This is a genomic window from Paenibacillus ginsengihumi DSM 21568, from assembly GCF_000380965.1.
In the GTDB taxonomy this organism is placed as follows: Bacteria; Bacillota; Bacilli; order Paenibacillales; family NBRC-103111; genus Paenibacillus_G; species Paenibacillus_G ginsengihumi.
Genome location: NZ_KB905553.1, coordinates 92,370 through 106,149, shown reverse-complemented (window position 1 = coordinate 106,149; position 13,780 = coordinate 92,370). Strand labels below are relative to the sequence as shown.

The 13,780-nt window shown below is 59.1% G+C and carries 10 protein-coding genes; all 10 read right to left on the bottom strand.

The window, feature by feature from the left end:
- Positions 1-360 precede the first annotated feature (360 nt).
- Complete coding sequence (locus tag F591_RS0105200; protein ID WP_040741126.1) at positions 361-2,337, bottom strand: FAD-dependent oxidoreductase; 1,977 nt, start codon at positions 2,335-2,337, stop codon at positions 361-363.
- Positions 2,338-2,401: 64 nt separating this feature from the next.
- A complete protein-coding gene (locus tag F591_RS0105195) occupies positions 2,402-3,937 on the bottom strand; it encodes a coproporphyrinogen III oxidase (protein WP_019533531.1) in 1,536 nt (511 codons plus the stop codon).
- A 406-nt stretch (positions 3,938-4,343) separates the two neighbouring features.
- Entirely contained in the window at positions 4,344-4,568 is a 225-nt protein-coding gene (locus F591_RS31250) for a hypothetical protein (RefSeq protein WP_169445837.1), read from the bottom strand.
- Positions 4,569-4,622: 54 nt separating this feature from the next.
- The gene (dtd, locus tag F591_RS0105185) at positions 4,623-5,063 is read right to left on the bottom strand and encodes a D-aminoacyl-tRNA deacylase (protein WP_019533529.1); all 441 of its coding nucleotides are present in this window, start codon (positions 5,061-5,063) and stop codon (positions 4,623-4,625) included.
- Positions 5,064-5,120: 57 nt separating this feature from the next.
- Positions 5,121-7,319 carry a RelA/SpoT family protein gene (locus tag F591_RS0105180; protein WP_019533528.1) on the bottom strand — a complete coding sequence of 733 codons (2,199 nt, stop codon included), beginning with the start codon at positions 7,317-7,319 and terminating at the stop codon, positions 5,121-5,123.
- 152 nt (positions 7,320-7,471) lie between these two features.
- Positions 7,472-7,984, bottom strand: a complete 513-nt coding sequence (locus tag F591_RS0105175; RefSeq protein WP_026326383.1) for an adenine phosphoribosyltransferase — start codon at positions 7,982-7,984, stop codon at positions 7,472-7,474.
- A complete protein-coding gene (gene recJ, locus F591_RS0105170; protein WP_019533526.1) occupies positions 7,984-10,452 on the bottom strand; it encodes a single-stranded-DNA-specific exonuclease RecJ in 2,469 nt (822 codons plus the stop codon). The genes F591_RS0105175 and recJ overlap by 1 nt, the downstream gene beginning before the upstream one ends.
- 33 nt (positions 10,453-10,485) lie before the next feature.
- Positions 10,486-11,436 (bottom strand): cation diffusion facilitator family transporter, encoded by a 951-nt coding sequence (locus F591_RS0105165; RefSeq protein ID WP_019533525.1) that lies wholly within the window; start codon positions 11,434-11,436, stop codon positions 10,486-10,488.
- Between the two features lie 86 nt (positions 11,437-11,522).
- Positions 11,523-12,437, bottom strand: coding sequence for a protein translocase subunit SecF (gene secF / locus F591_RS30045; protein ID WP_019533524.1), 915 nt, complete (start codon positions 12,435-12,437; stop codon positions 11,523-11,525).
- Complete coding sequence (gene secD / locus F591_RS30040) at positions 12,427-13,659, bottom strand: protein translocase subunit SecD (protein WP_019533523.1); 1,233 nt, start codon at positions 13,657-13,659, stop codon at positions 12,427-12,429. The genes secF and secD overlap by 11 nt, the downstream gene beginning before the upstream one ends.
- Between the last annotated feature and the right edge of the window lie 121 nt (positions 13,660-13,780).

Below are 13,780 nucleotides of genomic sequence, written 5' to 3'. Positions count from 1 at the left end.
TATGCATTTGGCAACCCAAGCTCCCGCGGTACCACCCACGATTTGAACGTTGCGTCGCGACCATGCATAGCCGCTCCGATCCGTTCACTCTCTGCGCGGTTAACGCCCGCTGACGCAATCGGCTACTGCACGGCTGATACGGGTTCGCCGATTGTCCTCCGGGAGGTCTGTTCATCCGCTTAGCATAAGGAGGCTTGCAGCCGGGTCCTCCCTCTCTGGCTATGCAACGTACGGACTACTTTGTCCCATCATCGGAACTGGGATGTACAATTACGTTCATTCTAATATCGAAAATTTCCAAAGTCAAGCACATGCGCGCATTTTGTCGGATTTTACAATAAACCCGGGCTTATCCGCTCATCATTTGCCGCCAAGCGCCGCATGATACGCGTCCTTGATCAGCAAGTACGTGTCGCCGTTCGTCAGCGCCTGCCGGTTCGCGATGAGACGCGTCGTCTCCTGCGTGATGATGCCTTTGGCCAGCAGCTTGTCCAGCGTTCCTTGCTGAGGCGCCTCCTCCTGGAACACCAGCGCGATCATGCGCGCCGCCGTCTCCAGATCGATCGGCTGCTTGGCGAGCTCCTGCGGACTGGAGCCCTTGGGAACGGCCCCGGACGGGTCGCCGGCCAACACCTCGGGCTTCGCCTTGCGCATGCCGTTCAGCTGATTCATCATCCGCTGCACGTTCGACTTGGCGTCGAGCGCGAAATCGTTGTTGTAGCCGCCTGTGGCCAGACCCAGCATCACCGCCGCCTTGAGCCCTTCGTACGACTTATGCTTCATGAACGGCTGAGGCTCCAACTGGAACGGCTTCAGCGCCATGCCCTGCGCGTTCAGCGTATCCTGCAGCTTGGCGATCGTTTCCTTGGAAGCGGACATCTCGCGGAACGTCATGCCGCTGTCCATGGCCAGCTTCGCCGCGGCGCCGGCCGCTTGAGCGGTAGCCATACCGACCGGAATGACGCGGGCGCTGCCGTGCGGCAACGTATCGAAGCTCGCGGAGCGGCCGACGACGAGCAGCCCGTCCACCTTCTGCGGGACGATGCTGCGGAACGGGACGGCGTACTGCTGCGGAACGGAGACGACCGCTCCGGTGTCCGCCGGGGACAGCCGCTGAATGTCCACAGGATAAGAGCCGAAGGCGATGCGATCCCATTGGTCGCGGTTCTCCAGCACGTCGATCATCGTCAGGCGATATTCGCCCTGAATATGCCGCGTCTCGCGCACATACAGCTCGGGAGCCGTTGCGTCCAGTTCAACCCCGGACAGCTCCGGATACTTGTCCTTCATGTATTGGACAATGAGCGGCAATTCCTTCTTGGCCAGCTCGAACGCTTCCGCCCGCGATGCGGGATCGGTTCCGTCGATGCCGAAAATTTGCAGCGCGTTGATCAAAATCGTGTTGTTGTTCTGCCGCCCGACGTTGAGTCCGCGCATGGCGACGCGTTCCTTATTGGCCGGGGGGTAATCCTTCATGTCCTTATATCCCCAGATGCTCATTTCATTCGCGCCGGTGCCGTCGTCGTTGTCGTTCCAAGCCCGCTGCTGCATCTTCTTCCATACGTCCGGCGTCACGTTCTTGAGCCGGAAGACGAGCGTGACGGCCATTCTCGCCTGCTTATCGCCCAGATCCTCGCGGCCGTATGTATACGGCACGCCTGCCGCCGCGGCAATGTCGGCGTCCTGCGTCGCGTCGATGACCGCTTTGGCGGATATCGTCCGCTCGCTGCCGTCCGCCAGCGTGACCGCCAGCCCGGTAATTACAGCCTCTCCTCCGCTATTATCCACGACAGGCTCCATTTTCTTCGCCATGAGCACGACATCGATATTGCTTTCCTTGGCAACCATGTCGTTGAATGCGTTGGCCGCCGTCGTCACGTCGAACGAATCGCCCTCGATCTTGGCATACCATTCCGTAAACAAGCCTTGGTTCAAAATTTCACGCGACTGCAGCAGCCCCCGGTCCGGCGCATAGTTCATATCCAGACTGTTGAGCCAGCCGAGCGTCATAAGCCCGCCCAGCACCTCGCGGTCCCGGCCGTCGATGAGCAGCGTCTTGAGCCCGTTGCGCGCACCGGACACGGCAGCCGCTACGCCCTCCGGATCGGTTCCGACCACGATCAGGTCGTAGGCGTCCTTCGGCTCCTGGACCGTCTGAACCTGCTTCAGCTCCTGCGGCTTGCCGACATGCGGCTCCGTTCCCACAGAACCGACTTTTCCTTTGCTGGCCCAACCATAAGCGAGCGCGCCTAACGCCGCAACGGCGACCAGCAGCGCAATCAGCAGGATGTATCCCTTCCCGTTGGCATTGCGGTATTTCCCCAATTGCTGTGACATGTAACACCTCGAATAAATTCATAATGATGGCTGCCGTGCAGCGTCTGCCGCCATCGCAGCGGCTTTACCGACGCTCCGCGGCGAAATACGCCTCGTTCAGCAGCTTGATTTTTTTGGCGATATACTCCTTGTACGACTGATTGTAGACCGCCGGCTCCTTCGGATTCGGGAACCGTTCGATCTTTTGCTCGTAGCTTCCCTCCTGCTCCGTCTTCGGGAACAGCACCTTGCTGACGGCGCCGCAGCCGAGGCCGATCACCGTCTGGCGCTCCTCCATCATCAAAATGTTGTACAAGCTTTCGCGGCCTTCCAGCGCATAGCCGACATTCTCCTGGTTGCCGAGAATATTTTTTTGACGGTACATGTAATACGGCTTGTAGCCGCGCTGCTTTGTCCATTCGGCCGCGGCGCGAATCATTTCGGCAATTTCATCGCGCTCCGCCACCTCGTACTGCTCCTTGTTCTTCGTCATGCGGGAAGCGCGCTTGAACGAGAGCGTATGCACGGTAAGCGATTCGGGCATCAGCTCGCCCGTCTGCTCCAGCGTCCTCGCCAGCTGCTCCATTCCTTCGTTCGGCAGCCCGATGATCAGATCCATGTTGATGTTGTTCATGCCCATCTCCCGGGCCAGCTTGAATTTCTCCACCGTCTCCGTCACCGTATGATGCCTGCCGATGGCATCGAGCGTCGCCTGGGTGAAGCTTTGCGGGTTAATGCTGATCCGGTCGGTTTTCCACCGTTTCATCACTTCGATCTTGTCTTCGGTAATCGTATCGGGGCGCCCCGCTTCCACAGTCAGCTCGCGCACCTTGTCCATGGGGAACGAATCGTGCAAGGTGTGAAACAAAGCGTCCATCTGCGCCGCGGTAATGCTCGTCGGCGTGCCGCCGCCCCAGTAGACGGTCGTCACGCCAAGCCCGGCCTCCTTCACCCAGCGGCCCATCTCGCGAATCTCCTCGTGCAGGCCCGCGAGGAAAGCTTCGACAGAGCCGTTGTTGCCGCGGATATCATAGGCAGGGAACGTGCAGTACGCGCATTTCGTCGGGCAAAAAGGAATCCCGATATACAGGCTGATCTCCCGGTCCAACCGGAACAGATCGGGAATAACCTTGAGCTGCCGCTCAGCAATGTCGGTCAGCAGCTCGACCTTCGGCTCGGACACGAGGTATTCCTCGCGCAAAATGCGCCTGCACTGCTCCATGCTGCGGCTCATCATCAGGTTGTGCAGCAGCTTCGTCGGCCGGACGCCGGTCAGAATGCCCCACGGCTGCTCAAGGCCCGTATATTGGCTGAGCACCTGCAAAAGCCCGTAGCCTGCCGCCCGCTTGACCGAACGTTTGCGCTCCTCTGCTGTCGCGCCTGCCTCCCGCTCGTGACGGGACCGGAACGTCATGCCGCTGGCCGTCTCCGTCAGCTCGATCTCGGCCATGACGCGGCCGGGCCCGGAGCCTTCGCCGATATCGACGCGAACGCGCAGCGCCGCGTCTTCTCCCGCTTCGTAGATCAGCTCCGTCTCGTCGAAAAACAGCCTGCAGATGTTGAACATTTCATTACCGTGTCCGGTTTCGCCGGTTCGCTCGATATATATTTTCAAAGCCATGTCCCTCCGTTAACGTTCGCAAAAACTAGACACTAGTGTAGCATATTTGGCCCGCGCGAGGAAACACGGCACACGGCGAACCGCCGGAGGCCACTAAGGTATACGAAAAAGAAACGGAATTGGTTGCAAATTTCGGCAAATGTCCCCACTCTCGCCAAAAACGAAGCTCCTTTCCTGACAAGCTCTATTGTAATATGAAGCCGTTAACGACGCTTTACAGAATGTTTAAGAAAAGTTAACGGTCATGCCGCCAGCCATAAGCCGCGTCCGAATGGCGATTCGCTTTCCGTATATGCCGAGGGCCCCCTATGCAAAGGACCGCCTGCTGCCTTTCCGGCAGAAGCGGTCCGATTGAATGAGGCGACAATGAAGCTTGCCGCGGCGGCAGCCCGGGAACCACCGAATATTATCTGGGAGGCTTGCGGGGCGTTTGCTTCATCTGCTCCTGCTGCGACGTGTATTCGCCGCTGAGCTCCGCTCCGATCCATCCGGCCGCCTCGATAGCGGCGTGGTCCGCCAGCTGTCCGGGGACGAGCTGCGTCTCCGGCCGGGCGGCTAGCGTTTGTTTGAGGCTGCGGTACATGGCGGTCGCTCCCTTGGGGCTGATGTCTACGAATGACATTGTTCCCAAAAGAGCCGCCGCTTAACCCGCGACCCTGCTGCTGAGCAAGCTCCCGCTAACGGGTCAGCGGCTGTCCACGATAAGCGTAACCGGGCCGTCGTTAACGAGGGACACTTCCATCATCGCCCCGAACGTGCCTGTCTCGACGGTCAGCCCAAGGCCGCGAAGCAGCTCATTGAACCGCTCATACAGCGGCTCCGCCTGCTCCGGCCGCGCTGCCGCCATAAAGTTGGGCCGCCTGCCCTTGCGGCAATCTCCGTAAAGCGTAAATTGCGATACGGATAATATTTGCCCGCCGGCCTCGAGAACCGACCGGTTCATCTTGCCTTCCTCGTCCTCGAAAATGCGCAGGCCGGCAATTTTCTCGGCCAAGAACGAAGCGTCCCGCTCCGTATCGTCGTGCGTCACGCCGACCAGCAGCACGAGCCCGCGTTCGATGCGGCCAACCGTCTGCTGCCCGACCTTCACCTGCGCAGGACCGCTTCGTTGAACGACCACTCTCATGCCTGTTCATTCCTTCTTCGGATTTATGTTTTCGCCGGTAGTTCGACACAGCAATCGTCAGCTCTGCATAATGCGCTGAACGGAGTAAACGTCCTTCACCCGTTTGATTTTCTCGACGACGGAATGCAGGTGATCGATGTTGCGGATCAGAATCGTCATATGAATCAGCGCCATCTTGTTCTTGTCCGAGCGTCCCGTCACCGCCGAAATCATCGTCTTGCTCTCGGATACGGCCTGCAGCACCTCGTTCAGCAGGCCGCGGCGGTCATGTCCGGTAATTTCGATCTCGACGTTGTAGTTGGCTTCGATATGATCGACCCATTCGACCTCGATGATGCGGTTGCCTTCCTCGCCGTTGTCGGGAGCCGGAATGTTGGTACAGTCCGCGCGGTGCACCGACACGCCGCGCCCCCTCGTAATATAGCCGACGATCAAATCGCCGGGCACCGGGTTGCAGCAGCGCGCAAACCGCACAAGCAGGTTGTCCACTCCTTTGACCCGCACGCCGTTCGTCGGACGGCCGCGCCGTTCCTTGTCGCCCTGCGGCGCCTTCACTTCCTTGACCTCGCTCGTCAGCTGCATCGCCTGCGCCTGGGCTTCCTCCGCTTCCCGGCGAAGCTTCTCGGTCAGCCGCGTGACGATCTGGGCCGAAGTGATGCCTCCGAAGCCGATGGCCGAGTACATATCCTCGATCTCGTTAAAATTAAACTTCCTGGCAACCTCCATCAGCTCGTCGTCCTTCATCAGGGCCGCCGGCTCGTAGCCGAGCCGGCGAAGGTCGCGCTCCACCGCTTCCTTGCCCTTCAGCACGTTCTCCTCGCGCTTCTCTTTTTTGAACCACTGCCTGATTTTCGTGCGCGCGTGCGACGACTGGGCGATTTTGATCCAATCCTGACTCGGCCCGTACGAATGCTTGGAGGTTAATATTTCCACAATGTCGCCGGTTTTCAGCGGATGATCGAGCGGCACGATGCGGCCGTTCACCTTGGCGCCGATCGTTCGATTACCGACCTCCGTATGGATGCGGTAGGCGAAGTCAAGCGGCACGGAGCCGGCCGGAAGCTCGATCACTTCCCCCTTCGGGGTAAAGACGAACACGAGATCGGAGAAAAAATCCATCTTCAGCGATTCGACGAACTCCTGGGCATCCTGCGTCTCGTTCTGCAGCTCGAGAATTTCGCGGATGAACTTCATCTTGTCCTCATAGCTGCCGCTTGGCACCGCCGTGCCTTCCTTGTACGCCCAATGCGCCGCCACCCCGTACTCGGACGTCCGGTGCATTTCGTAGGTGCGAATCTGTACCTCAAGCGGCTCGCCCTTCGGTCCGATCACCGTCGTATGCAACGATTGGTACATGTTCGGCTTCGGCATTGCGATGTAATCCTTGAAGCGGCCAGGCATCGGCTTCCAGAGCGTATGAATGATGCCGAGCGTCGCATAGCAGTCCTTGACGTTGTCGACGATGATCCGCAGCGCCAGCAGATCGTAGATTTCGTTGAACTGCTTGCTCTTGACCGTCATTTTTTTGTAGATGCTGTAGATATGCTTGGGCCTGCCGGAGATGTCGCCGTCGATGCCCATCTCCTTCAGCTTCTCCCGAACGGTGTCGATTACGTCGTTTATATACTGCTCCCGCTCTGCGCGCTTCTTCTGCATCAGATTAACGATGCGGTAATACTGCTGCGGATTCAGGAAGCGAAGCGCGATATCCTCCATCTCCCACTTGATGGCGGATATGCCAAGCCGATGGGCGATCGGACAAAAAATTTCGAGCGTCTCATAAGCGATCCGCCGCTGGCTTTCCTCCGACTGGAATTTCAGGGTGCGCATATTGTGCAGCCGGTCCGCCAGCTTGATGAGGATGACCCGAATATCCTGAGCCATGGCCACGAACATTTTGCGGTAGTTCTCGTTCTGATGCTCTTCCTTGCTTTTGAACTTGATCTTCTCGAGCTTGGTCAATCCGTCCACAATGGCGGCGCAGGTTGGGCCGAACTTGTCCCGGACCGTGTCGAGCGAGACTGTCGTATCCTCCACCACGTCGTGCAGCAGCGCGGCAATGATGGACGTGGTGTCCATCTGCATGTTGACCAATATTTCCGCCACGGCCAACGGGTGCAAAATATAAGGCTCGCCCGATTTGCGCACCTGTCCCGCATGCGCCTGATCCGCAAACTCGTAGGCCTCTTTGATCCGTGTCAGATCCTGTTCGCGCAAGTAGCTGGATGCCTTCTCAAGAAGCGTTTCGATCCCCATCCGTCCATCCATTCCTTAAATCGATTTTTAACCATTATGCCCTTGAACGGGCCGCCCCGTCAACTATTCGCAGGCTGACGGCCGCATTTCTCCTGAATTTGCGCAAAAAAACAGACCCGGCCCCGAATCGGATAGCCGAGTCTTGTTCCCATTTAATAGGAAACTAATGTCATGACGTCGATGCCGCTAAGCTTGTCGCGCCCGCTTAAATCGGTCAATTCAATCAGAAAAGCGGCGCCGACCACCTCGCCGCCAAGCTGCCTGACGAGATTGACGGATGTGGCGATCGTCCCGCCTGTCGCCAGCAGGTCGTCGGCAATCAGCACCTTTTGGCCAGGCTGAATCGCGTCTTTATGCATCGCCAGCTTGTCCTTGCCGTACTCCAGCGCATAATCGGCCTCGATCGTCTCGCCGGGCAGCTTGCCGCTCTTGCGGATCGGCACGAAGCCGACGCCAAGCGCCACCGCCAGCGGCGCCCCGATGACGAAGCCGCGCGCCTCGGGACCGGCAACCAGATCGATTTCCCGCCCCTTCAGGCGTTCCGTCAGCTCGTTGATCACTTCCCGGTATACGGCGCCGTTCTTGAGCAGCGTCGTAATGTCCTTGAAGCTGATGCCCGGCTGCGGATAATCTTCGATAACGCGAATATACTCTTTAAAATTCATCATGATACGATTCCCTCCATCATGGGTCGGTTGTTGATCGTTTGCCGCTTCTGCGGCGTCAGCAGCGCAGCCAGCTCCTTCGCCGACGAGTAGGACAGCGTCTGTTCCGCTTCCGCCCGCTTCATTCGGCTTTGGTAAAGCGCGGACGAGCCGAGGTCCTTCTTGACGGACGAAGGCACGATCCGGTATGTATCCTGTTGGGCATCTTTGTCCATTAGGCCGAGCTCGGCAAACACGTCCAGAATGAATTGAACGATTGCCGGGGACAGCCCCGAGCGCTTGGACAATGCCTGCACGTAAACGCCCGGGCCAGGCGGCAGCCGCAAGCTTGTTCCCCGCTCCAGCGCCAGCGCGATCTGATACACCGTCTTGAACATGTCCCGCGTCGGCATGACGGAGGCGGAGCTTCCACTCCGGGACAGATCGGTAAATACCGCATAGTAGCGCTTGACCGCCGCCGCCTCGGCCGTACAGCTTTGCAGCTGCTCCAGGCTGTCCGGCATCGTATAGAGCACGATGTCTTCCGCCGCCGCCAGCGGATAGCGGGCCGCCGCCTCATTCAGCGGCTCGGCCACGCCTGCCGGCGAAACGCGCCATAGCGCTACCGGCAGCCGCAGCGGGGGCGAAGCGGCGCTGCCGCCGAACAGCAGCACGGCCGCCGGCTGACCCGCCCCTTTCGCTCCGCCGAGGCGCCCGCACAGCTCCGCCAGCTTGTCCGCGGGCCGGCCGCTGCCGCGCCAATCGAACAGCTGCACATGCGGCACGGACAGATCGCGAATCATCACCTGCGGCTTGCGCACGCCGTTCCACTCGTTGATCGATACTTCGCCAAGCACGTCGATCTCGGCAGAGAGGCTGAGCCAATCCGCCAGCTCTCCCTTATTGAAGCCGACGGCGTCGATGGCCGCAGCTTCCTCCGCTTCGCGGGGCTTCAGCGCCAGCTTCAAGTGCTGCTTCTCCTTGCCCATCGTCCGCATGCCGTCAAGCTTCAGCCCGCGAAAGACAAGGCGCGGCGTCGGGTTGCCCATGCCGAACGGGGCGAGCCGCTCCAGCTGGCGGATCGCTTCCGTGCTGACGTCGGCCAGCGAGCACTCCATATCCGCTGTCAGCAGAGGAACGAAGTCCTCCTCCGTCAGCCACTCCTCCGCCAGCCGGCACAAGCGGCGCTCCAGCTCGGGCAGATGCTGGCGCGAAAGCGTCATGCCGGCCGCCATCTGATGGCCGCCGAAATGGTCCATCAGGTCGTGGCAGTGGGTCAGCGCACGGTATATGTCAAAGCCGGCGATCGATCTTGCCGAGCCCTTGGCCATTCCGGTTTCGGGATCGATGCCGAGAATGACAGTCGGGCGGTAGAACCGTTCCACGACGCGGGAAGCGACGATGCCGATAACGCCGACGTTCCAATCCTCGCAGGAGAGCACGATCGCCTTGGGCGGCTCGCCTCCTGCCATGCGCTCCTCGACCATGGATATTGCCTGCCTGGCCATCTCCTCCACGATGCGCTGGCGCTCCTTGTTGAGCTCGTCCAGCTCCCGCGCCAGCGCTTCCGCTTCCTCGCGGCGGTCTGTCGTCATTAGCCGTACGGCCGAATCGGCGGAAATAAGCCGGCCGCTGGCATTAATCCGCGGCCCCAGGGCAAAACCGATATGCGTCGCGCTCACTTCCCCCACGGGAATGCCGGAGACGGCGAGCAGCGCCTTCAGCCCGGGGCTGGATGTCGAGCGCATCCTCTCCAGCCCCTGCCTGACGATGATGCGGTTTTCTCCAACCAGCGGCATCAAATCCGCGACCGTGCCAATCGCCGCATATTCGAGCAGCTCTTCCGGCCACCGCCCGGTCAATGCCTGGGCAAGCTTCAGCGCCACGCCGACGCCGGCAAGCTGCTTGAACGGGTACGGACAGCCCGGCTTCTTCGGATTGACCAGGGCGTAAGCTTCGGGCAGCGTCTCCGGCGGCTCGTGATGATCCGTCACAACGACGTCGATGCCGAGCCGGTTGGCGCAAGCAATCTGCTCGACGGCGCTGATGCCGGTATCCACCGTGACGATCAGCTTAACGCCGGATTCCGCGGCTTGCTCCACCGCCGCCTCGTTGAGGCCGTAGCCTTCTTGAATCCGATGCGGAATGTAATAATCGTAATCGCATTCAAATTGGCGGAGCAGGTGAACCATCAGACTCGTGCTGCTGACCCCGTCCGCATCGTAATCGCCGTATATGCGAATTTTTTCGCCGCTGTCTATCGCCCTCCGAATGCGTTCGACCGCCCGGTCCATTCCGTCCAAAAGGAACGGATCGTGAATAAGATCCGTTCCTCCGAATAAAAAGGCCGCCGCCTGTTCCTCATCGGACAGGCCGCGAACCGTCAGCAGCCTCGCCAGCAGGAGAGGGATGCCCAGCGCCTCCGCCAGCTTCGCCGAAGCCGCTTCGTCCGCTTCCTGGACGCTCCATCTTCCTTTCGATTGCAGCATGAGGGCATGACTCCTTCCTTCCCGCAAGCCGAGCTAGTGCAGCAGCGTCGGGTAATCGTCTTGGCCGGAATCGGCATTTTTGTACGGATATCCGGCATCGTAAGGATTGACATGAATGAAAACGTCGGAGACGTGGCTGAATTTCTTCATCAGCGTATATTTGACCGTTCTGGCAATGTCGTGCCCTTCCTGAACGCTAATTTTCGGGTTGACGCTGATCTTCACGTCGACGATGACGTAATGCCCATGCTCGCGGGCGCGAAGATCGTCGACGGCGATAACGCCCTTGATGCGCTGCACCGTTTCCAGCAGGTCGGCCGAATCCTCTTGGTGCAGCACATGATCCATCGTGCTGTGGACCGCTTCGGCCGCGAGGCGATAGCCCATCTTCAGGATCAGCACGGCAACGACGAGGCCGGCGAGCGGGTCCAAATAATACAAATATGTATTTCCCAGGTAATGGCCGACCATAGCCCCGCCGACGCCCGCCAGCGCGGCTACCGACGAATACACGTCGGAGCGGTGCTCCCAGGCGTTGGCGATCAACGCCTGGCTGCCCAGCCGCTTGCCGAGCCGGTATTTGTATTGAAACATCGCTTCCTTCACGATGATGGAAATGCCAATCACAATAACCGCATAGCCTTTCGGCGGCTCCAGATCGCCGGTATAGATCGCTTTGACCGATTGCACGGCGATCTCCAGGCCGACAACGAGCATCAGTACCGAAACGACGATAGCAGCGATCGGTTCCGCTTTGCCATGACCGTAAGGATGGTCTTCATCCGGCGGCCTTTGGGCCGCTTTCAGGCCGACAAGCACTGCGCACGATCCGGCAACATCCGAAGCCGAATGGAACGCATCGGCGATCAGCGCCTTGCTTCCCGAGAAGTAACCGGCGGTTCCCTTCATGACCGCAAGGGCTATATTGCCGAAGATGCCGAGCCAAGCGCCTAATTCCGCTTGCTTGAAACGTTCCTTCGTCATGAGCCATTCCTCCGTAAGCATAATAAGGCCGTGGAATCATTCGTTTCACACGGCCGATATGATCGATGAGGCTTTGTCGGTCCCGCTCAGGCTGCCGCTTTCTTGCCTGCGCTTTTGCCGGGCCATTTGTGCTTGAGGACCAGCCACAAGGGGCTTGCAATAAAGATGGACGAGTACATGCCGCTGGCCAGCCCGATAATGATCGCCAGCGAGAACATGCGAATCGCCGGGCTTCCCATAATAAACAGGAACACGGCGGCGATCAGCACGGTGACGACCGTATTGATCGAACGGGTCATCGTCTGCCACACGCTGTCGTTGACGATTTTGGCCAAATCGTCGAATGTCTTCTTCTTGGCGAAGCGCATGTTCTCGCGAATGCGGTCGAAGATAACGATCGTATCGTTGATCGAGTAGCCGATGATCGTGAGCACGGCGGCGACGAACGGGAGGTTGACCTCCCAGCGGAAGATCGAGAACAGGCTGATGACGATGAATGCATCGTGCAGCAGAGAGACGATGCCGGCGACGGCAAAGCGCCACTCGAACCGAATAGCGACATAAGCGGCGATGAACACGCTCGCGATCAGCACGGCCCATGTCGCTTTGGTCGCCAGCTCGGCCGCCAGCTCCGTATCGACCGTATTCTCCTCTTTGGAAACATTGTCGCCGTATACCGCCTTGAAGCTCTCTTCAATCGATTTGACCTGGTCGGGGCTTAGCACCTGCTCGAATCGGGCGGTTACCCTGTCGTTATTGTCGCCGCCGACGACGATCGTCGCCGCCTGAAGCCCGGCCTTGCCGATAAGATCGGCGGCCTTCGCCTGATCGATGGCCTGGCCCGCCGCCGTTATGTCCAGCGTCGTCCCGGATTTGAAATCGACGCCGCGATTCAAGCCGAAGATCGCCAGGCTGAGAATGCCCAAAATCGTAACGACGATAGAAAACGTAAAATATTTCTTCCGGTGCTTGACGACATCGAAGCTCCATTTATAGCGCATTGATTTCCGACTCCTTTACTCCGAAATAGCCCGGCTTTTTGACCAGATTGCTGCGAATCAGCAAGTGCAGCAGCCATCTGGAGAAAAGGACGTTCGTCAGAATGCTCACCAAAATCGTGAAGATCAGCGTAAGCGCAAACCCTTGGATGGCTCCCGACCCGAGAAAATACAGAACCGCGCCGGCGATGATCGTCGTCAGATTCGCGTCCAGAATGGTGCGGAAGGAGTGGCGCGACCCGGCCTTGAGCGACGACAGAACGCTCTTGCCGCTGCGCAGCTCCTCTTTGATCCGTTCGTAAGTAATGATGTTCGCGTCGACCGCCATGCCTACCCCTAGCACGAAGGCGGCGATGCCCGGCAGTGTCAGCGTAGCGTTCATGAGGTACATAACGCCGAGCGTCATCCAGGCAAACGTGATGATCGAGATGCTGGCCACGATTCCCGGCACGCGATAGACGATCAGCATGAACAGCAAAATAACGACCGAGGCGATGAGGCTGGCCCGAACCGTCTGCTGCAGCGACAGCTGTCCGAGCGAAGCGCCGACCGACTGCGTATATTTCTCCGTCAGCTTGAGCGGAAGCGCGCCGAGGTTGATCGTATCCGCCAGCTTCTTCGCTTCGTCGTACGTGGCGCTCCCCGTAATCGTCGCCTGACCGTCAGACAGCACTTGCTGAACGACCGGAGACGACAGCAGCGTTTCATCCAGGTAAATGGACAAGGGCTGTCCGAGCAGCTTCTGCGTCACCTGCCGGAATTTCTCCGGGTCCTTCACCTTAATGGACACGATCGGCCGGTTATACTGGTCAAAGCCCACTTGCGCTCCGCCTTGCACGAAATCGCTGCCGACCATCTCCTTCGTGCCGTCCGGCCCGCGGAACGTGAGTTCGGCCGGCTTTTTCAAAATCGCCCGCACTTCTTCTTCATTGGCCACTCCGGCGATGCGGACGCGAATGCGGTCCTGCCCCTCCGTCGTCACCTCAGGCTCGCTGACGCCCGATCGATCCGCGCGTTCCTGCACGCTTCGCGCGGTTTCCAGCAGCGATTCCTTGGTGACCGCTTGTCCCGCTTCGATCGGCTCGGCGACGTACAAAATTTCAAAGCCGCCCTTTAGATCAAGTCCCAGCTTGATATTTTTGACCAGCGAAGGACTCGTAAAAGCGATGGTTGCAAACACGATCACAACGATGCCTAGGAAAGCGACAATTCGTTTGATATCCATACTGTTCTCCTTCCGTACTCAATAGCCCTATTATACCTACCGCCCAAAATCGAGTCAATTTGTCGAAATTGCTGTGGGCAGCCAAAATAAAGCCCGAAAACCGCGGCGCCATCAGGCGGTT